The organism is Asanoa ferruginea (genome assembly GCF_003387075.1).
GTDB classification, from domain to species: Bacteria; Actinomycetota; Actinomycetes; order Mycobacteriales; family Micromonosporaceae; genus Asanoa; species Asanoa ferruginea.
Window position 1 is genome coordinate 3742473 of record NZ_QUMQ01000001.1, and the last position, 18734, is coordinate 3761206.

Sequence of the window (18734 nt, forward strand, 5' to 3'; positions counted from 1 at the left end):
ACTGCGCTCCCGGGAGCTGCCCCCTGGCTGCGGCGGCATCACCGTGCGCGTGAGTAGGAAGAACGTCATCAATCTGGGAGGCGCGATGACGACACCTGGTTACCGTGATATGCCCCCCGAGGCATGGGACCCGCAGGCGCCGGTCGACTTCGGGGAGGCCGAAGAGTTCCTGCGGATGTGCTACGCCGACAACGGCAAGATGGGCCCGGTCGAGCCCCGGTTGGCGGTGGTGCGGGCGCAGATCGCGGCCACCGGCACCTACGGGCACACGCCTGACGAGCTCGCCTACGGCGCCCGGATCGCCTGGCGCAACTCCAGCCGGTGCATCGGCCGGCTCTACTGGCGCAGCCTGGTGGTGCTCGACCGGCGCCGGGCGCGTACCCCTGAGGAGATCTTCGCCCTGGTCGTGCGGCACCTGTGCATGGCCGGCGGCACCGCGGCGGCCAACCGCGAGCCCGGCGCGATCCGCCCGGTGATCTCGGTGTTCCCGCAGGCACAGCCCGGCCGCCCCTACGCACGGATCTGGAACGACCAGCTCATCCGCTACGCCGGCTACCGCGACGTCAACGGCGGCGTGACCGGCGACCCGCGCGCGGTGGGCTTCACCGAGTCGATGCGCGACCTGGGCTGGCGCGGCAAGGGCGACGCGTTCGACGTGCTGCCGATCGCGATCGAGACGCCGAGCGAGGGGGTGCGGCTGTTCGAGCTGCCCGAGCGGGCGGTGCTCGAGGTGCCCCTGGCCCACCCGGAGTTCGGCTGGTTCGCCGAGCTGGGGCTGCGCTGGCACGCGGTGCCCGCGATCTCCAACATGCGCCTGACGATCGGCGGGGTGCACTACCCGCTGGCCCCGTTCAACGGTTGGTACATGGGCACCGAGATCGGCGCCCGCAACCTGGCCGACCCGGAGCGCTACAACATGGTGCCGGTGGTGGCCCGGATGATGGGCCTCGACACCAGCAAGCCCAACACCCTCTGGCGCGACCGTGTCCTGGTCGAACTCAACCGCGCGGTGCTCTGGTCATTCGAGCGCGCCGGCGTGAAGATCACCGACCACCACACCGAGTCAGACCGCTTCCTGGCCCACATCCGCAACGAGGGCCGCGCCGGCCGCGAGGTCCCGGCCGACTGGAGCTGGATCGTCCCACCCATGTCCGGCTCGGCGACGGGCGTCTTCCACCGCTACTACCACGAGGCCGACCAACGCCCGAACTTCTACCTCGACCCCGACGCCCGCGAGCTGGCGACCAAGGGCCACCGCGCCCACCCGGCCAGCGCTCCCGCGCCCCAGGACCTGGCCAGGGAGCAGCACCCGGCGCCCCAGGGTGCCCATCACGTGCCAGATCGCCCGGCACCCACCCAGCGCTCCGCACCGATGGTCCCGACCCAGCCCACGTCGCCCGAACCCAGGACCCTCCCGTCACCGACCCTGCGCCCCGCTTGCCCGGTCCGCCACTGACGACCAACGCTCAGCCCTTTGCGCTTCGCCGAGCCCGAACGGCGCTCTGGCGCTGCTGCATCGGGCGCCCGGGCGTGTCGCGCCGGGGGCGGACCACCTCGTCGCGGCGTACATAACAAAACATGTAGCTACATGTTTTGTTACGTACGCCCGCGCGGACCTACCCGCCGGCGGCACGACACGCCCGGCACGTTTCGCCCCCGCGTGGGCCGATGCTCTGGCGCGAGCGGCGTTGGGGGTGGCGCGCACGGCGCCACGCGTCGGCGCGGCGGCGCGGGGCGGCGCGCGCGGCGTTTGGTGGCGGGGCGCGCGGCCTTCGCAGCGGCGTTGGGGTTGGCGTTGGCGGTCGCGTGCGGCGTTGGCGTGGGTGCCCGGCTTGGCCGCGGTGCCCGGTGTTGACGGTGGCGTGCGGCGCTGGTGGGGGCGGGGCGTGCGGCGTTGGCGATGGCGAGCGGCGTCGGGGTTGTGCCCGGCCTTGGCGGCGATGCCCGGCGTTGGCGGAGTGGCCGGCCTTGGCCGCGGTGCCCGGTGTTGACGGTGGCGTGCGGCGCTGGCGGGGGCGGGGCGTGCGGCGTTGGCGGTGGCGAGCGCCGTCGGCGTTTTGCTCGGCGTTGACGGTGGCGTGCGGCGCCGGCGGCGGGGCGTGCGGCGTTGGCGGTGGCGAGCGGCGTCGGCGTTGTGCCCGGCCTTGGCGGCGACGCCCGGCGGTGGCGTGTGGCGTTGGCGTTCTGCTCGGCCTTGGCGGCGGTGCCCGGTGTTGACGGTGGCGTGCGGCGTTGGCGGCGGGGCGTGCGGCGTTGGCGTTGTGCCGGGCCTTGGCGGCGGTGCCCGGTGTTGACGGTGGCGTGCGGCGCTGGCGGCGGGGTGTGCGGCGTTGGCCGCGGCGGCCAGCGTTGGCGTTCGGCGTCTGTGGCGGCGCGGTCTTGACGGCAGCGTGCGGCGCGGGCGGAGCGCCGGGCATTGGCGGCGGCGGGGCGTCCGGCCTTGGCCGCGGCGCGCGGCCTTGCGTTTTGCCGCCGCGGGCCTGGCAGCGGAGCGGTCTCTCGCGGGAGGAGCGGTCCGGACCACTGCGGACCCGAGTCATGAGCTTTTAGAAATCGCCTTCGGCGACTTGGAAGACTGTGAGTCCCAGTTCGCGCCACATGCGGACTACGTGTTGGCGGTCGTCGAAGACGCCGATGACGTGGTAGGACCGCGCGATCTTTTGTTGGAAGATCTCGCGTTTGACCACCGCGTCGCGGCGTGGGTCGCCGTAGGAGCGCATGTGCAGGGCCAGGTAAGGCACGCCGACGTGGTGGGCCAGCCAGTGTTCCGTGTCGGGCCGGGCGGTTTCCTCGCGGCCTGTGCAGTAGATGATGCCGTAGCCGGCCGAGTGCATGGCGCGGACCGCGGCGATCACCGCGTGGTTGGGCTCGTCGTCGGCCACCCGGTCGAAGTCGAGGTGGTGGCGGTCGCCGAGTAGGGCGACCGTGCCGTCGATGTCGACCAGGACCACCTCGGGGGCGTTCGCGGGCGGCTCGTAGCGGTCAGTCGGCGGTGCTGCGGCCACCCGCGGGATCGGTAGGGGGAGTGTGCGGCCCTCCAGATAGCGGCGGTGCATCGAGCGGATCGCTGCCTCGCCGACCCGCTCCTCCTTCGGGCGGGTGGCGTCGCGGCGGACGCATTCATCGACGGGTACGTCGGTGAAGTCGTGCACCTCGAAGCTCGCGCCGTGTCGGGTGGCCAGGGCCGCCCAGTCGCGAACTACGCGGCCGCGCAGGTTGGTGTCGTCGACGCAGACGTCTACGCCGGCCTGGAGGAGGTTGTCGACCAGGGTGAACGAGGCGATCGTTACCTCGCGTTCGGTGCGGTCGGTGAGCAGCGGCTCGCCGTGCAGCATCCGGCGTAGTTCGTCGCGGTTGACCCGGACCACCCAGGGCTGTAGTCCCCTCGCGAAGGTCGTCTTCCCGGAGGCGGGTAGGCCGCGGGTGATGATCAACCGGGGGGCGCGGGACGGCATGGCTCCAATCATGGCCCACGGGAATGCGGACCTGGGGGGTCGCGTTACACCCGTCGGACCAGTGCATGGCAGACTGGTCAATCGGCCAAGGTTCCGGTTCACGTCCTGATGGGGCGACCCGGCGACCATCGACGAAAGGACCGAGGCGGCATGAAGCCCGACATCCACCCGCAGTACGTGACTACTGAGGTCACCTGTTCCTGCGGCAACACTTTCACCACCCGCAGCACGGCCAAGAGTGGTCAGATCCACGTCGAGACCTGCAGCGCGTGCCACCCGTTCTACACGGGCAAGCAGCGCGTTCTCGACACCGCCGGCCGGGTGGCGAAGTTCCAGCAGAAGTACGCCAAGGTTCAGGCCCAGGCCAAGAAGAAGTAGCTGCGCTGACGGCGCCCCCCTCGCGACATGCGGGGGCGGGCGCCGTCGTCTGTTCAGGGCCGGATCGACCGAAGGACAGGTTGAAATGAGCGTGGACCGACTCGCGGGGCTGCTTGACGAGTACGGCGAGCTGGAGAAGCGGCTCGCCGACCCGGCGATCCACGCTGACCAGAACACGGCCCGGCGGGTCGGTCGCCGGTTCGCCGAGCTGACCCCGATCCGCAAGGCCAACGACGAGCTCGAGCAGGCCCGCGCCGACCTGATCGCCGCGCGCGAACTGGCCGCCGAGGACCCGTCGTTCGCCGGTGAGGTCGACGCCCTGGCGGCCACCATCCCGGCGCTCGAGGAGCGGCTCGCCGAGCTGCTCGCGCCGCGCGACCCGCACGACGCCAAGGACGTGATCCTCGAGATCAAGGCCGGCGAGGGCGGCGAGGAGTCGGCGCTGTTCGCCGGCGACCTGCTGCGCATGTACAGCCGTTACGCCGAGCGGCACGGCTGGGTCACCGAAGTGATCGACGCGCAGGACTCCGACCTGGGCGGGGTGAAAGACGTGTCGCTGGCCATCAAGACCCGCGGCGTTCCCGAGGGCGGCAACGGCGTCTGGTCGCGGCTCAAGTGGGAGGGCGGCGTGCACCGGGTGCAGCGCGTCCCGGTCACCGAGTCGCAGGGCCGGATCCACACCTCGGCGGCGGGCGTGCTGGTGCTTCCCGAGGCCGAAGACGTCGACGTGAGCATCGACCCGGGCGACATCCGGGTCGACGTGTTCCGGTCGTCGGGCCCCGGCGGTCAGTCGGTCAACACCACCGACTCGGCTGTCCGCATCACGCACCTGTCCACCGGCATCGTGGTGAGCTGCCAGAACGAGAAGAGCCAGCTCCAGAACCGGGAGCAGGCCATGCGGATCCTGCGTGCCCGGCTGCTGGCCGCGGCGCAGGAACAGGCCGACGCGGCCGCGTCCGACGCACGCAAGGCGCAGGTGCGCACCGTCGACCGGTCCGAGCGGATCCGCACCTACAACTTCCCGCAGAACCGGATCAGCGACCACCGGATCGGCTACACCGCCTACAACCTCGACCTGGCCCTGGCCGGCGACCTCGACGGCGTGCTCGACGCGCTCAGCGAGGCCGACCGGGCCGCGCGGCTGGCGGGGGAGACCGAGCTATCCCGGCACTGACCGGGCCAACCGGTCGACCCGGCGCAGCGCGTCGGGGATCCGGTGCGCCCCGGCCATCGCACTGACCAACGCCGCCGCGTCTTCGACCGGGATGCCGGCCGCCGTCACGTAGAGCGGCCGCGCACCCGTGCCGCGGATGACCGGCGCGGCGTGTGTCGCCGACCGGAACGCGGTCTTGGCCACCCCGATCACCGGCTTGCCGATCTCGTCGTGCACGTGCGCACCGAGCCCGGGCCGGCCCGACGGGTCCAGGTCGACGTAGCCGTCGACCACGAGCAGGTCGACGGGCGCCAGGACGGCCCGGATCGCCGGCAGTTCGCGTTCGAAGAAGAAGCCCGGGCGGTAGGCCGGCACCGCGTCGACGACGGCCACCCGCTCCTCGACGACCGTGGCTAAGCGCGGGTCGGCGGCGACGACGAGAGCGGCCCGCGCGCCGCCCTCGTCGGGATAGTGCACGTCGACCGCGCCGTAGCGGGCGGTCACCCCTTGACGCGGTGCTGGAGACCGGCCAGCGCGGCCTGCGTGGTCTTCTTCGTGTCTTCGTAGTTGAGCCCGGCGTCGGTGAGCACCCGGCCGGCCACGCTGTCGGGCATCCGCAGCAGGCCGAGCAGCAGGTGCTCGGTGCCGACGTAGTTGTGGCCCAGGTCGAGGGCGCTCTGCGAGGTCTCCTCGAGCAGTTGCTTCGCGCCGCCGGAGAACGGCACGTGCTCGGGCACGCTGTCGACCGGCCCGGGCAGCCGGGCGGTGGCCGTCTCGGTCAGGGCGGCAGGGTCGCCGAGCACGCCGATCAGCTTGGCGGCCAGCGCCTCCCGCGCGTCGAGCAGCGCCACCAGCACGTGCTCGGGTTCGACGGACGGGTTGCGTCGTTCGCGGGCCAGGGCCTGCGCGGCCGTGACCACCCCCGCCGCGCGGGCGGTGAAGCGCGCGAACCGGCCCGTGCCCCGCTGCTGCGCGGCCTGTTTGGAGACGCCCATGGCGTCGCCGATCTGGCTCCACGAGGCGCCGTTTTCCCGGGCCGCCCGGATGAAGTGGTCGATGAGTTGGTCGCCGAGGTCGCCGAGTGCCCGGGCCCGCGCGCGGGCCTCGCCCACGCGGTCCACCGGGTCGGCGTCGGGTAGGTCCTGTTCCAACGCTCTGATCAGGTCGTCGACGCTGAGGTTGAAGGGTGCCATACGTCAATCATGGGTTGACGATCGCCATTCGTCAAGCCTGGGTTGACGCTGAAAGTCGCCACCATTGTCCAGTTATGCGGTTAATGTGACTGGTGTGAAGTGGTTTCGGATCGCCGCCGCTTCCCTGCCGGTGGGGCTGCTGCTCGTGCTGCCCGGGCTGGCGCTGGCGGCGCCGCTGCCGACCACCGCCAACATCGCGGTGACGGACAAGGTGACGCCGGCGGTGGTGCGGCCCGGCCAGGACGCCACGCTCACCGTCACCGCCCGCAACGCGGGCTTTCTACCAGCGGACGGGGTACGCGTCGCGGTGCCCCTGCCGGCCCGGCTGGCCGTGACCCGGGCGACCGCCGGCCGCGGCGCCTTCGACGGTCTGGTGTGGACCGTCGGCGCGCTGCCGGTGGGCGCCACCGCGACGCTGACGCTGCTGGTCCGGGGCGCCGAGCCGGCGACCGCCACGGTCGCGGCCGCGCTTGTCGCCTCGACACCGGCCGACGGCGACGACCGCGACGACCTGGCCACCGCCGCGCTGAAGGTCGACGGCACGAAGGGGCGGGCCGACCTGGCCCTCGCGGCGCGGGTCGAGCCGGGCAAGGCCGAGGTGGGCGACCCGGTGACCTACGCGGTCACGATCACCAACAAGGGCCCCGACCCGGCGGCCGGCGTGGAGGTGGCCGACCCGGTGCTGACCGGGAGCGTGCTGACCTCGGCGGCGTCGGTCGGCACGGTGACCGGGGCGGCCCCGGCGGGCGGGCCGGTCGCGACCGCGGCCCGCTGGCGGGTCGGCACCCTGGCCGCCGGTGCGAGTGCGACCTGGACGGTCCGGGCGCCCGCCACCGTGGCGTGGCGGGGCAACCCGGGCCTGCTGGTCAGCCAGAGCAGCGCGGCCGACCCGGTGCCGGCCGACAACGTCGCGCGCATCGCACCGGCGGTGGCCGCCGCCAACCTCACCCTCACCCGCGACGTCAGCAACCTGACCCCGACGCTCGGCGGGGAGGTCGAGGTCACGCTCACCGCCGCCAACGCCGGGCCCGACCTGGCCCGCCAGGTGACCGTCGCCGACCCGCTCGGCCGGGGGCTGGTCTTCGAGTCGGCGCGCTACGCGGCCGGAGGTTATGACGAGGAGAGCGGCCGGTGGGTGATCGGCGATCTGGCGGCCGGCACCGAGCAAACGCTGACGCTGCTGGCCCGGGTCGCGGCGACCGGGTCGATACCGAGCCGCGCGACGATCGAGGGCACCCCGCGCGACCCGGACCTCGCCGGCAACACGGTCGAGACGGTGCTGACGGCCGGCGGTGACCCGCCCGCACCGGCGGTGCAGTTCCGGGCTGGCTTTCCCCTGCCGTACACCCAGATCCGGCTCTCCATGGTGGAGGCGACGATCGTCGGCGGCCTGCTGTTCGCGGGCGGCGTGGTGTTGTTGCTGTTGCGGCGTGAGCCGCAGCCGGGGCCGCAGCCGGTCAGGACGCGGCCTTCGGGCGGCGCTTGGAGCGCAGCATCTCCCGGTCAGCGATCTCGAACGCCTGGCCCAGGGCGTCACGCAGCGCCGGACCGGAGCCGTTGACCTCGGCGAAGCCGACACTGACACCGACCGGCGTGCCGGGGACCAGGGCGTGCCAGTCTTCGGCGGCCACCGCGATCGCGATCCGGCGGGCCACGTCGGCGGCCTCGGCCATCCCGGCGCCCGGCAGCACCACCACGAACTCGTCGCCGCCGTAGCGGGCCACGAAGTCGCCGCGCCGCATCACCCGGTGGATCACCCCGGCGATGCGCTGGAGCACCAGATCGCCCGAGTGGTGGCCGTGCTCGGTGTTGACCGCCTTGAAGCCGTCGAGGTCGCAGACGCCGATCACGGCCCGCTCGCCGCGCGCGACCATCGCGGCCACGTAGCGCTCGAGTTGGCGCCGGTTGGGCAGCCCGGTCAGCGGGTCGGTGAGCGCCTCGCCGGCGTATTGCGCGGCCGTGCGGCGCAGTTCCTCGCGCTCGATCTGGGCCGCGATGCCGTCGACGTAGACCGTCTGGAGCCGGTCGCTGCGCTGGGCGGCGAGCCGGAACGCGTGCCGGTCGGCCCGCTGCGCGGCGGCGTGGTCGCCGGCCCGGGCGAAGGTCAGGCTGCGCAACCGTTCCGGCTCGGCCGCGCCCAGCGTCTGCGGTGAGACGGTGACCGTGCCGAGCCGGGCCAGCGCCTCGATCGGCCGGCCGGACGCGATGGCCACGCAGACGTCGCCGAGTTGGCGCAGGTCGCGGGCACGGGCGCCGTCGCCGCCGGCGGCCAGCAGGGCGTGCACGTCGACGCCGGAGTCGACGGTTTCGCCGAGCGCGGCGCGGCGGGCGGCGGCGTAGCCGTAGGCGGTCACCGTGGACGGTCGCAACCGGACACCGCCGTCGGCGTTGAGGAACCGGTGGAGGTCGGCGCCGATGTCGCGGAGCACCCGCAGGCAGCCGTCGGAGTCGCCGGAGTGGTCGAGCGCGACGGCGTTGCGCAGCCGGATGCCGGGCGCGGCGAACAGTTCCTCGCGCAGCCCGGCGGCGGTGCCGATCTGCCGGGCCCGCTCGATCGCGCCCAGCGCGTACCCATGGAAGCTCAAATATGAATATGCCATCGCCAGGTCGTGCCAGCCCCAGGCGGTGTCGCCGTCGGGATCCTGCACCCGGGCCAGATAGCTGGCGCTCTGCACGAAGTGGGTGACGCAGCGGTCGAGCGCGCCCTGGTGGTGGGCGGCGAGCGCGGCGAGGGCGTGCGCGTGACCCAGCACATAGGGGTCGCCGGCCTCGCGGGCGGCTTCGAGGGCCCGGTCGACCGCGTTGGCGTATTCGGCGGTGCGGCCCAGGTTGAGCACGGCGGACAGGCGCTGGATCAGCGCGTCGGCGCGGGTGTGCGGCTCGGTGCTGGCGTCGAGAACCCGGTCGAGCACCACGCAGGCATCGGCCGAGCGGCTCTGCATCATCAGCGCGCGTGCCTCCCGCAGCGCGTCAACCTGGTCGGGGACCCGGTCGAGCCAAGCCACCAGGTGACCCCCTTCTGCAACCGTCGCCTGCTTGAGCGTCAATGATTATCGCGTGACGGGCCGCCGACAACAGCCGACCGAAGGTACGACGATCCGCATCGCACCAATGATCGCCGATGCCACCGCAACGTTGGAATCCGCGGGGGTCGAATCGGCGCGAAACGACGCGGAGCTGCTCGCCGCCTTCGTTCTTGGCGTGTCCCGCGGCCGCCTGGCGCTGATCGACCGGGCCACTGCCGAGCAGCGCGACGCCTTCGTGCGCCTGGTGGCCCGGCGCCGCGACCGCGAACCATTGCAATACGTCATGGGTACGGCGGCCTTCCGCTACCTGGATGTCGCGGTCGGCCCGGGCGCCTTCGTGCCCCGGCCGGAGACCGAGCTCCTCGCCGGCTGGGGCGTCGACCTGGCCCGCGAGCTGACCGAGCCGGTAGTGGTCGACCTCTGCGCCGGCCCCGGCCCGATCGCGCTGTCGGTCGCGCACGAGGTGCCGACCGCGACGGTGTACGCCGTGGAGAAGTCGCCGGCCGCCCTGTCCTGGCTGCGCCGCAACGCCGCGGAACTGGCACCGCGCACCCACGTGGTGGCCGGCGACGTGACCGATCCGGCGCTGCTGCGCGACCTGCGCGGCGTGGTCGACGTGCTGCTCAGCAACCCGCCCTACGTTCCGGAGGGCACACCCGTCCCGCCGGAGGTGGCCCGGTTCGACCCGGCGACCGCGGTGTTCGGTGGGCCGGACGGGCTCACCGTCGTGCGGCCGGTGATCGCGCGCGCCGCCGAGTTGCTGCGTCCCGGTGGCGGGCTGGCCATCGAGCACGATGAGGAGCACGCGACGGCGCTACCGGAACTGCTGCGCGCCGACGGCCGGTTTGACCGGATTGAACGGCACGTGGATCTCACCGGCCGTCCTCGATTCACCACTGCCCGGCGCAGCACGGACACCGCGCCGTGGCAGACTGGCTCATCGTGATGCTCTATGACTGCCGGTCGATCGCCGACCGCGACCGGGGAATCGCCGCGGCGATCGAGGCGGTCAAATCCGGTGAGCTGGTGGTGCTGCCCACCGACACGGTCTACGGGCTGGGCGCCGACGCGTTCACGCCGCACGCGGTGTCGCAGTTGCAGACCACCAAGGGGCGCGACCGCGCCGCCGCGCCGCCGGTGATGGTCGGCTCCCGGCACACCCTCGACGGCCTGGTCTTCTCGCTGCCGCAGGCCGCCCGCGACCTGGTCGAGGCGTTCTGGCCGGGCCCGCTGACGATCATCATCGAGCACTCGCCGACGCTCCAGTGGGACCTGGGCGAGACCGGCGGCCAGATCGCCGTGCGCATGCCGCTGCACCCGGTGGCCCTCGAGGTGCTGCGCGAGACCGGCCCGATGGCGGTGCTCGCCGCCAACAAGGCCGGCCGGCCCGCGCCGACGACCGCCGAAGAGGCCCGCGAGCAACTCGACTACGCCGTCCGGGTCTACCTGGAGGCCGGCCCGAGCGCCGACCCGGTGCCCAGCGCGATGGTCGACGTGACCGGTGACGTGCCCCGCCTGCTCCGCGAGGGCGGCATCCCGATCGAGAAGCTGCGCGACGTCGTCCCCGGCCTGGTCGGCCCGGAGCGGTGACCGTGCCGCCGTTCACCGTCCTGCACGTGTGCATGGGCAACATCTGCCGGTCGCCGATGGCCGAGCGGCTGCTCGCGCTCGCGGTCCAGCAGCGGTTGTCGCGCGCGGCGGCGGACGTCGCCGACCCGGGAGCGCTGGTGCTCAGCCACAGCGCCGGCACCGGCGGCTGGCACGACGGCGAGGAGATGAACCCACCGGCGGCCCGGCAGGTGCGCGCCCGCGGTGGCGACCCGGCCGGTTTCGCCGCCCGCAAGCTGCTCTCGGAGCACATCGACGCGGCCGACCTGGTGCTCACCGCGACCGCCGACCAGCAGGACTACGTGGTCGCCCTGCGCGGCGACGCCGAACAGCGCACGTTCGTCCTCGGCGAATTCGGCCGCCTGCTGCCGATGGTCGACCCGGCCACGCTGCCCGACGGCGGAAACACCCCCGACGCGGTGTACGCCCGGGGCGTCGCGCTGGTCGCCGCCGTCGACACGGCCCGCCGGGGCGCCGCACCACTGGCCGCCGACGACCTCGACGACCCGTGGGGGCGCGGCGACCAGACGTTCAGCCGGGTGGCCGACGAGATCGAAGAGACCGTCGTGCCGCTCGCCCGCCTGCTCATCGCGGTATGAGGCCTGTGGCCTCAGGTCTTCGGTTGAAGGGAAAGACATGGTCAACGCTCGCTGGCTCGCGCCGGGATCGCCGTCCGGCCTGCTCAGGCTCGCCGACGCGGAGCTGGTCGCGGGCGTGCTCGCGGATGGCGGGCTCGCCGTGCTGCCCACCGAGACCGGCTACATGCTCGCCGCCGCCGCGACCATCGAGGCGTCGGTCGAGCGGGTGTTCCGGGCCAAGCGCCGCGACCTCGCCCACCCGATGCACATCGCCTGCGCGTCGCTGGAGATGGCCGCGCACTACGGGGTGCTGACCCCCGATGCCCGCCGGGTGATCGGCGCGTTCACGCCCGGCCCGCTGACCGTCGTCGTCGAGCACACCAGCGAGCTGCCCCGCCGGCTGGTGACCCACGAGGGCACGGTCGGGATCCGGGTTCCCGACCACCCGGCGACGCTTCAGGTGATCGCGGCGGCCGGCGTGCCGGTGACCGCGACCAGCCTCAACCCGTCCGGCGCGGAGTCGCGCCCGGTCGACGCCGACGTGCTCGCCGAGCTCGAGTGGGACGAAGACGAAGCCGTGCCGGTGGTGGTCGACCACGCCTCGATCCGGCACACGCTGGCCTCGACGCTGGTTTCGCTCACCGGTCCGGATGGTCCGCGGGTGCTCCGTGAAGGCCCGGTCTCGGCGGCGCAGGTGCGGGCGACCCTGGCTCAGTAGGGTGCTCGGCGCCGCGCGCGATGTTGCGGGCCATCCCACCGAAGATCACCGCGTGGAACGGCGAGACCGCCGCCCAGTAGGCGTGCCCGGCCAGCCCGCGCGGCAGGAACACCGCTCGCTGCCAGTAGCGGGACGCACCGGCGCCGTCGGGTTCGGCGCGTAGTTCCAGCCAGGCCCGGCCGGGCAGCTTCATCTCGGCCCGCAGCCGGAGCAACTCGCCCGGCACGACCTCCTCGACCCGCCAGAAGTCGAGCGCGTCGCCGACGTAGAGCCGGTTCGGGTCGCGCCGGCCGCGCCGCAGGCCGACGCCGCCGACCAGCCGGTCCATCCAGCCGCGCACCTCCCAGGCCAGCGGGAACGAATACCAGCCGTTCTCGCCGCCGACCCCCTCGATCACCCGCCACAGCATCGACGCGTCGGCCGCGACGGCCCGCTCGCGCACGTCGGTGTAGACGCTGCCACCGGCCCAACCCGGGTCGGTGGGCAGCGGGTCGGCCGGCGATCCGGCGCCGGACCAGCGGGTCTCCACGTTGAAGTCGCGCACCTTGTTGAGCGCCAACTCGACCGCACGGTCAAAACCGAGCAGACCGTCGGGCGGATCGGGTACGTACTCCGCGATGTCGTGTTCGTGCGCCACCGCCTCGTGGATCAGGCTCTCCACCAGTGGCCGGGCGATCGAGTTGGGCACGGGGGTGACGAGGCCGACCCAGTGGGAGGAGAGCCCCGGGGTCAGCGGCCGGACCGGGACGATGAGCCGGCGAGGTAGCCCGGCCACGGCGGCGTACCGCTGCATCATCTCGGCGAAGGTCAGCACGTCGGGGCCGCCGATGTCGAAGCCGCGGTTGACGTCGGCCGGCAGGGTGGCCGTCCCGACCAGGTAGCGCAGCACGTCGCGGACCGCGATCGGCTGGATCCGGTTGCGCACCCAGCGCGGGGTGACCATCGCCGGGAGCCGCTCGGTGAGGTAGCGCAGCATCTCGAACGACGCCGAACCCGAACCGAGGATCACCGGGGCCCGCAGGACGGCGGTCGGGGTGCCGCTGTCCAACAGGATCCGGGCCACCTCGGCACGCGAGCGCAGGTGCGCCGAGCTCGTGCCGCCGGGCGGGGGTTCCGGGCCGCCGAGGTAGACGATCCGCCGGACGCCGGCCTCCCGGGCCGCGGCGGCGAAGGCCTCGGCGTTGGCCCGGTCGAGGGCCTCGAAGTCGGGGCGGCCGAGCGAGTGGACGAGGAAGTAGGCGACGTCGACCCCGGCGAAGGCCGCGGGCAGCGAGGCCGGATCGCCGAGGTCGCCCTTGGCCACCTCGACCCGGTCGGCCCAGGGCACGTCGCGGAGTTTCTCGGGCGACCGGCTCAGGCAGCGGACCTGGTAACCCGCGTCGAGGAGGCGGGGAACCAGCCGGCCGCCGATGTAGCCGGTGGCGCCGGTGACTAAGCACCTCGTGATGGTCATCTAGAGTTCGCCCCAAGTTTTCCGGACGCGCCGGTTTTGTCCGAGTCTATGCGAATGAAAGCCGCGTTCCGGGCAGGTTTGCCGGTCAACGTAGACTGCGACGCGATGTCGACGACCTCTGTACCCACGACCACGCCAGCCGACGCGGACCGTAACTGGCGGCTGCGGCACCTGCCGCCCATCCTCATCGCCGCCGGCGTGATGACCGCCGGCGCGGCGGTCCTGGGCGGCGTGTTCGCGGGCGGCGTCGGTGCGCTCGCGGCAGCACTCGGTGTAATCATCGCTACGGCGAGTTACCTGGCATCCACATTGGCCATTGCCTGGGCCGACAAACTCGACCCGAAGCTGGTCATGCCATTCGGCATGGGCGTCTACGTGGCCAAGTTGAGCGTGCTCGGCGGGCTGATGCTGGTTGTCGCCTCGACCGGATGGGCTGGGCTTAAGCCACTCTCCGTAGGGATTGTCGCCGGCGTGTTGGCGTGGACAGCGACCCAGATCTGGTGGATCGTGACCGTGCACGCGCCGAGATTTCGTCGTTAACGCGACCCTTGGGTGACCCCACATCGGGGGCCGGAGGAGTAGCGTGAGCGCAGAGGCAGATCCATCATCCCATTGCCCCCGCACAGCATGAGCGTGCGGGGGTCGAGTCTTCGCCTCCCTCTACCGGCTGATACGGTTCCCGCGTCATGGCCGGTGACCCACCCTCGCAGCACCCCGATGAGACCCCCGACGCCACGCCGACGGGGGCCGACCTCGGGTGGACCGCACTGTCCTACCTCATCGGTGGGATGGCGGTGTGGGGGTTCATCGGCTGGCTGGTTGACCGTTGGGTGCACAGCGGCGGCATCATCACCGGCATCGGTGTGGTGATCGGTTGCGCTGGCGGCATCTATCTGGTCATCAAGCGGATCGGGGCCCCACCACCGGGGTCCGGCAGTTCATGAGGGAAGGGACGCGGTGATCGGACAGGCGGTCGCTCTCCAGAGCGACGTTCCGTTTCCACCAGAGGTGGGCGACTTCTACCTGCCCTCCATCGTGCCGTGGGACGGGCTCAACTCGCTGTGGTTCACCAAGATCACGGCGTTGGTCTGGGTCAGCACGGCGATCCTCATCATCTTCTTCCTGACCGCCTACCGGAAGCCGAAGATGGTTCCGGGCAAGGCGCAATGGATGGCCGAGTCGGCATACGGCTTCGTGCGCAACAACATCTCCATCGAGATGCTCGGCACCGAGCGCGGCCTGCGGTTCGCCCCCTACCTGGCGTCGCTGCTGCTGTTCATCGTCTTCAACAACCTGTGGAGCATCATCCCGATCGCCCAGATCTCGCCGAACTCGCACATCGCGTTCCCGGCGTTCCTGGCGCTGATCAGCTACGTGCTGTTCAACTACGTCGGCATCAAGAAGTTCGGGTTCCGCAAATACATGCGCAACTCGCTCATCCCGCCGGCGCCGTGGTTCGTGCTCCCGATCCTGATCCCGATCGAGTTCTTCTCGACCTTCCTCGTGCGGCCGTTCTCGCTGGCCGTCCGGTTGTTCGCGAACATGTTCGCCGGGCACATGCTGCTGCTCGTTTTCACCCTCGGCGGGTTCGCCATTCTGCAGGCGAATGCCAAACTTGCCGCGTTCTCGGTGCTGTCCTGGTTGATGACCATCGCGCTGACGCTGCTCGAGCTGCTGGTGATCTTCCTGCAGGCCTACGTCTTCACCGTGCTTACCGCGAGCTACATCCAAGGCGCGGTCTCGGAGGAGCACTGATCCCCGGTGTTGCCGGGATAAGTGGTCCACCCCCCGCACCAACAGTTGTCCGTCCCGCGTGAACGTCACGCGTGATAACCAGGAGGAACCTCAGCAATGGACATCGCCGCAGGAGTTAGTGGCAGCCTCGCCGCTATCGGTTATGGCCTCGCCGCGATCGGCCCGGGCATCGGCGTCGGGCTGATCTTCGCGTCCTACATCCAGTCGACCGCTCGCCAGCCCGAGTCGTCGCGCATGACCCTGCCGTTCGTCTGGATCGGTTTCGCCGTGGTCGAGGCGCTCGCGCTGTTCGGCATCGCGTTCGGCTTCATCTGGGCCACCGGTTCTTAATCACCACCTTCGAACGGGAGGTTTCCCCATGTTGCTCTCCGAGGCGGTCGAGCACAGCCCGATCCTGCCGCTCTGGCAGGAGATCCTGGTCGGTGGCGTCGCTTTCGCGGTGCTCTGCTTCGTGCTGATGAAGTTCGTCTTCCCGCGCATGGAGGAGACCTTCAAGGCTCGCGTCGACGCCATCGAGGGCGGCCTCAAGCGGGCCGAAGAGGCGCAGGCCGAGGCCAACAAGCTGCTCGAGCAATACAAGACCCAGCTCGCCGAGGCGCGCACCGACGCCGCGAAGATTCGCGACGACGCGCGGGCCGACGGTGAGCAGATCCGCCAGGAGATCCAGGTGCGGGCTCGCGAAGAGTCCGACCGGATCATCGCGGCGGGTCGCGAGCAGCTCAACGCCGAGCGCCAGCAGATCGTTCGCGAGCTGCGGGCCGAGGTCGGCACGCTGGCCGTTGACCTGGCCGGCCGGATCGTCGGCGAGTCGCTCACCGACGAGGCGCGCCGGCGGGGGACCGTGGACCGGTTCCTCTCCGAGCTCGAGTCGACCGGGAGTCGTTGATGCAGGGCGTCAGCCGGGAGTCCTACCGCACGGCCGCCGAGCGGCTGGACTCCTTCGCGGCCTCGGCGCCCGCCGCCGATGTCGCGAAGACCGGTGACGAGCTGCTGATGGTGGCCGACGTGCTCCGCGGGCAGCCGCGGCTGCGCCGGGCGCTGTCGGACCCGGGCCGGGCGGGCGACGATCGGGCCGAGCTGTTCCGCTCGCTGCTGACCGGCAAGGTCAGCGACGAGACGCTCGAACTGGCCGCGATCCTGGCCGGCGGCCGCTGGTCGGCCGCGTCCGAGTTGCTCGACGCGGCCGAGCGGATGGGCGTCGAGGCGCTGCTCGCCAGCGCCGACCGCGCCGGTGACCTGGCGGAGGTCGAAGACGAGCTGTTCCGTTTCGGGCAGGTCGTCGACGGCTCACCGGCACTGTCCGGTGCGCTCTCCGACGTGGTCGCACCACCCGCGCAGCGGGCCGAGCTGGTCAAGACGCTGCTGGAGGGCAAGGCCAAGCCGGCGACGCTGAAGCTGGTCGAGGTGGCGCTCGGCGGGTTCGGTGGCCGGTCGTTCCAGACCGGTCTGACCCGCATGGTGGAAATGTCCGCAGAACGCCGCGATCGCCAGGTCGCTTTTGTCACCGTCGCAGCGCCCCTGTCCGATGACGAGGAGCGCCGGCTGGGCACCAAGCTGTCGCAACTGTACGGTCGAGACGTCACTGTCAAGCAGACGGTCGATCCGCAGGTGCTGGGCGGCATGAGCGTGCTTGTCGGCTCCGACCTCTACGACGGCACGGTGCTCCGCCGCCTCAACGACACCCGCAAGGCGCTCTCACAGCGCTAAGCACCCCCGCTTAGACCCTGACACCGCACCGGTAACACCCGGGCCTGAATAGAGGAAGCAGAGGATGGCCGAGCTGACCATCTCGTCGGAGGAAATCCGCGGCGCCCTGGAGCGCTACGTCTCCTCCTACACGCCCGACATTTCCCGTGAGGAAGTCGGCTCCGTCGCCGACGCCGGTGACGGCATCGCCCACGTCGAGGGCCTGCCCTCGACGATGGCCAACGAACTGCTCGAATTCGAAGACGGCACGCTCGGCGTGGCGCTCAACCTCGACGCCCGCGAGATCGGCGTCGTGGTTCTGGGTGACTTCTCCGGCATCGACGAGGGCCAGCGCGTCAAGCGCACGGGCCGCGTTCTGTCCGTGCCGGTCGGGGACAAGTTCCTCGGCCGCGTGGTCGACGCGCTCGGCAACCCGATCGACGCCCTCGGCGAGATCGAAAACGAAGGGTTCCGCGAGCTCGAGCTCCAGGCGCCCAACGTGGTCTCCCGCCAGTCGGTCAACGAGCCGATGCAGACCGGCATCAAGGCGATCGACGCGATGACGCCGATCGGTCGCGGCCAGCGGCAGCTGATCATCGGCGACCGCAAGACCGGCAAGACGACGATCGCGATCGACACGATCCTCAACCAGAAGGCCAACTGGGAGTCCGGCGACCCGAAGAAGCAGGTTCGCTGCATCTACGTCGCGATCGGCCAGAAGGCCTCGACCGTGGCGTCGATCAAGGGCATCCTCGACGCGGCCGGCGCGATGGAATACACCACCATCGTCGCGGCGCCCGCGTCCGACCCGGCCGGCTTCAAATACATCGCGCCCTACACCGGGTCGTCGATCGGCCAGCACTGGATGTACGCCGGCAAGCACGTGCTCATCGTCTTCGACGACCTGAGCAAGCAGGCCGAGGCCTACCGCGCCGTGTCGCTGCTGCTGCGCCGCCCGCCGGGCCGCGAGGCCTACCCCGGTGACGTCTTCTACCTGCACTCCCGGCTGCTGGAGCGCTGCGCGAAGCTCTCCGACGAGCTGGGCGCGGGCTCGATGACCGGTCTGCCGATCGTCGAGACGAAGGCCAACGACATCTCGGCGTTCATCCCGACCAACGTCATCTCGATCACCGACGGCCAGATCTTCCTGGAGGCCGACCTGTTCAACCAGGGCGTCCGCCCGGCGATCAACGTCGGCACCTCGGTGTCCCGGGTCGGCGGCGCCGCACAGGTCAAGCCGATGCGTAAGGTCGCCGGTTCGCTGCGGCTCAACCTCGCGCAGTTCCGCGAGCTCGAGGCGTTCGCCGCGTTCGCGTCGGACCTCGACCGGGCGTCCCGCGCCCAGCTCGATCGCGGTTCCCGGCTGGTCGAGCTGCTCAAGCAGCCCAACTACTCGCCGGTCCCGGTCGCCGAAGAGGCGGTCGTGATCTGGGCGGGTGTCGAGGGCAAGCTCGACGACATCCCGGTCGGCGACGTGCGCCGGTTCGAGGGCGATTTCCTCGACCACGTGCGGCGGCACGACAAGGCGACGCTCCAGGCGATCGACGACGGCAAGTGGGACGACGACGTCGTCGCCGCGCTCGACAAGTCGCTGAAGGATTTCAAGCAGAACTTCCTCGCCCGCGACACCGACAAGCCGGTCCACGACGCGCCCGCCGAGCCGACCGAGGGTGAGCTCGAGAGCGAGTCGGTGACCCGCTACACCGATCAGCCGGCAGAGAAGGCGTAGGC

Annotated in this window: 20 protein-coding genes; 15 read left to right on the forward strand and 5 right to left on the reverse strand. The window is 71.6% G+C overall.

Annotated features, from left to right (window positions below; all coding sequences use genetic code 11):
- Window positions 1-85: 85 nt before the first annotated feature.
- On the forward strand, window positions 86-1456 hold the full coding sequence (locus tag DFJ67_RS17590) for a nitric oxide synthase oxygenase (protein ID WP_116068975.1): 1371 nt from the start codon (window positions 86-88) through the stop codon (window positions 1454-1456).
- A 1090-nt stretch (window positions 1457-2546) separates the two neighbouring features.
- Here DFJ67_RS17590 and DFJ67_RS17595 read toward each other — a convergent pair.
- Window positions 2547-3455, reverse strand: a complete 909-nt coding sequence (locus DFJ67_RS17595) for a phosphatase domain-containing protein (protein ID WP_116068976.1) — start codon at window positions 3453-3455, stop codon at window positions 2547-2549.
- Window positions 3456-3605: 150 nt separating this feature from the next.
- On the opposite strand from DFJ67_RS17595, the gene rpmE reads away from it, so the two are divergent.
- Both rpmE and prfA read left to right on the forward strand, forming a co-directional pair.
- A complete protein-coding gene (gene rpmE, locus DFJ67_RS17600; RefSeq protein WP_116068977.1) occupies window positions 3606-3833 on the forward strand; it encodes a 50S ribosomal protein L31 in 228 nt (75 codons plus the stop codon).
- An 85-nt stretch (window positions 3834-3918) separates the two neighbouring features.
- Window positions 3919-5007, forward strand: coding sequence for a peptide chain release factor 1 (gene prfA, locus DFJ67_RS17605; protein ID WP_116068978.1), 1089 nt, complete (start codon window positions 3919-3921; stop codon window positions 5005-5007).
- Here the strand turns inward: prfA and DFJ67_RS17610 are convergent.
- Window positions 4993-5490, reverse strand: a complete 498-nt coding sequence (locus DFJ67_RS17610) for an endonuclease V (RefSeq protein ID WP_116068979.1) — start codon at window positions 5488-5490, stop codon at window positions 4993-4995. The two genes, prfA and DFJ67_RS17610, sit on opposite strands and share 15 nt — an antisense overlap.
- A complete protein-coding gene (locus DFJ67_RS17615) occupies window positions 5487-6179 on the reverse strand; it encodes a Clp protease N-terminal domain-containing protein (protein WP_116068980.1) in 693 nt (230 codons plus the stop codon). Before DFJ67_RS17615 ends, DFJ67_RS17610 begins: the two co-directional genes overlap by 4 nt.
- 94 nt (window positions 6180-6273) lie before the next feature.
- Between DFJ67_RS17615 and DFJ67_RS17620 the strand changes: the two genes are divergently transcribed.
- Window positions 6274-7740 carry a DUF11 domain-containing protein gene (locus DFJ67_RS17620; protein ID WP_170215900.1) on the forward strand — a complete coding sequence of 489 codons (1467 nt, stop codon included), beginning with the start codon at window positions 6274-6276 and terminating at the stop codon, window positions 7738-7740.
- On the opposite strand, the gene DFJ67_RS17625 is transcribed toward DFJ67_RS17620, so the two are convergent.
- On the reverse strand, window positions 7637-9184 hold the full coding sequence (locus tag DFJ67_RS17625) for a GGDEF domain-containing protein (protein ID WP_116068982.1): 1548 nt from the start codon (window positions 9182-9184) through the stop codon (window positions 7637-7639). The genes DFJ67_RS17620 and DFJ67_RS17625 overlap by 104 nt on opposite strands.
- A gap of 106 nt (window positions 9185-9290) precedes the next feature.
- Here DFJ67_RS17625 and prmC point away from each other — a divergent pair, with 106 nt between their 5' ends.
- Genes prmC through DFJ67_RS17645 form a run of 4 tightly spaced genes read left to right on the forward strand, consistent with a single transcriptional unit; the run spans window position 9291 to window position 12109 of the window.
- Window positions 9291-10151 (forward strand): peptide chain release factor N(5)-glutamine methyltransferase, encoded by an 861-nt coding sequence (gene prmC, locus DFJ67_RS17630; RefSeq protein WP_116068983.1) that lies wholly within the window; start codon window positions 9291-9293, stop codon window positions 10149-10151.
- Entirely contained in the window at window positions 10151-10795 is a 645-nt protein-coding gene (locus DFJ67_RS17635) for an L-threonylcarbamoyladenylate synthase (RefSeq protein ID WP_116076333.1), read from the forward strand. Before prmC ends, DFJ67_RS17635 begins: the two co-directional genes overlap by 1 nt.
- Before the next feature lie 2 nt (window positions 10796-10797).
- Window positions 10798-11412: an arsenate reductase/protein-tyrosine-phosphatase family protein gene (locus DFJ67_RS17640; protein ID WP_116076335.1), complete on the forward strand. Its 615-nt coding sequence runs from the start codon at window positions 10798-10800 to the stop codon at window positions 11410-11412.
- Between the two features lie 37 nt (window positions 11413-11449).
- Entirely contained in the window at window positions 11450-12109 is a 660-nt protein-coding gene (locus DFJ67_RS17645) for an L-threonylcarbamoyladenylate synthase (RefSeq protein ID WP_116068984.1), read from the forward strand.
- Here the strand turns inward: DFJ67_RS17645 and DFJ67_RS17650 are convergent.
- Entirely contained in the window at window positions 12030-13562 is a 1533-nt protein-coding gene (locus DFJ67_RS17650; RefSeq protein ID WP_116068985.1) for an SDR family oxidoreductase, read from the reverse strand. The genes DFJ67_RS17645 and DFJ67_RS17650 overlap by 80 nt on opposite strands.
- Before the next feature lie 54 nt (window positions 13563-13616).
- Between DFJ67_RS17650 and DFJ67_RS17655 the strand changes: the two genes are divergently transcribed.
- From DFJ67_RS17655 to atpA, 7 genes are all read left to right on the forward strand, one after another.
- On the forward strand, window positions 13617-14102 hold the full coding sequence (locus DFJ67_RS17655) for a hypothetical protein (RefSeq protein WP_409362917.1): 486 nt from the start codon (window positions 13617-13619) through the stop codon (window positions 14100-14102).
- Window positions 14103-14248: 146 nt separating this feature from the next.
- Window positions 14249-14506, forward strand: a complete 258-nt coding sequence (locus DFJ67_RS17660) for an AtpZ/AtpI family protein (RefSeq protein WP_116068987.1) — start codon at window positions 14249-14251, stop codon at window positions 14504-14506.
- Between the two features lie 13 nt (window positions 14507-14519).
- Entirely contained in the window at window positions 14520-15317 is a 798-nt protein-coding gene (gene atpB, locus DFJ67_RS17665; RefSeq protein ID WP_116068988.1) for a F0F1 ATP synthase subunit A, read from the forward strand.
- A 96-nt stretch (window positions 15318-15413) separates the two neighbouring features.
- Window positions 15414-15647, forward strand: a complete 234-nt coding sequence (locus DFJ67_RS17670) for an ATP synthase F0 subunit C (RefSeq protein WP_116068989.1) — start codon at window positions 15414-15416, stop codon at window positions 15645-15647.
- Window positions 15648-15675: 28 nt separating this feature from the next.
- Window positions 15676-16203 carry a F0F1 ATP synthase subunit B gene (locus tag DFJ67_RS17675; protein ID WP_116068990.1) on the forward strand — a complete coding sequence of 176 codons (528 nt, stop codon included), beginning with the start codon at window positions 15676-15678 and terminating at the stop codon, window positions 16201-16203.
- Complete coding sequence (locus DFJ67_RS17680; protein ID WP_409362918.1) at window positions 16200-17024, forward strand: F0F1 ATP synthase subunit delta; 825 nt, start codon at window positions 16200-16202, stop codon at window positions 17022-17024. The genes DFJ67_RS17675 and DFJ67_RS17680 overlap by 4 nt, the downstream gene beginning before the upstream one ends.
- Window positions 17025-17088: 64 nt before the next feature.
- A complete protein-coding gene (gene atpA, locus DFJ67_RS17685; protein WP_116068992.1) occupies window positions 17089-18732 on the forward strand; it encodes a F0F1 ATP synthase subunit alpha in 1644 nt (547 codons plus the stop codon).
- Window positions 18733-18734 lie beyond the last annotated feature (2 nt).

Excerpts from the sequence above, each read along its gene's own strand:
- DFJ67_RS17615 (WP_116068980.1), bottom strand. The coding sequence starts at position 6,179 with ATGGCACCCTTCAACCTCAGCGTCGACGACCTGATCAGAGCGTTGGAA.
- DFJ67_RS17675 (WP_116068990.1), top strand. The coding sequence starts at position 15,676 with ATGTTGCTCTCCGAGGCGGTCGAGCACAGCCCGATCCTGCCGCTCTGG.
- atpA (WP_116068992.1), top strand. The coding sequence starts at position 17,089 with ATGGCCGAGCTGACCATCTCGTCGGAGGAAATCCGCGGCGCCCTGGAG.
- DFJ67_RS17655 (WP_409362917.1), top strand. The coding sequence starts at position 13,617 with ATGAAAGCCGCGTTCCGGGCAGGTTTGCCGGTCAACGTAGACTGCGAC.
- rpmE (WP_116068977.1), top strand. The coding sequence starts at position 3,606 with ATGAAGCCCGACATCCACCCGCAGTACGTGACTACTGAGGTCACCTGT.
- prfA (WP_116068978.1), top strand. The coding sequence starts at position 3,919 with ATGAGCGTGGACCGACTCGCGGGGCTGCTTGACGAGTACGGCGAGCTG.
- DFJ67_RS17650 (WP_116068985.1), bottom strand. The coding sequence starts at position 13,562 with ATGACCATCACGAGGTGCTTAGTCACCGGCGCCACCGGCTACATCGGC.
- DFJ67_RS17660 (WP_116068987.1), top strand. The coding sequence starts at position 14,249 with ATGGCCGGTGACCCACCCTCGCAGCACCCCGATGAGACCCCCGACGCC.
- prmC (WP_116068983.1), top strand. The coding sequence starts at position 9,291 with ATGATCGCCGATGCCACCGCAACGTTGGAATCCGCGGGGGTCGAATCG.
- DFJ67_RS17645 (WP_116068984.1), top strand. The coding sequence starts at position 11,450 with ATGGTCAACGCTCGCTGGCTCGCGCCGGGATCGCCGTCCGGCCTGCTC.
- DFJ67_RS17635 (WP_116076333.1), top strand. The coding sequence starts at position 10,151 with ATGCTCTATGACTGCCGGTCGATCGCCGACCGCGACCGGGGAATCGCC.
- DFJ67_RS17590 (WP_116068975.1), top strand. The coding sequence starts at position 86 with ATGACGACACCTGGTTACCGTGATATGCCCCCCGAGGCATGGGACCCG.
- DFJ67_RS17595 (WP_116068976.1), bottom strand. The coding sequence starts at position 3,455 with ATGCCGTCCCGCGCCCCCCGGTTGATCATCACCCGCGGCCTACCCGCC.
- DFJ67_RS17670 (WP_116068989.1), top strand. The coding sequence starts at position 15,414 with ATGGACATCGCCGCAGGAGTTAGTGGCAGCCTCGCCGCTATCGGTTAT.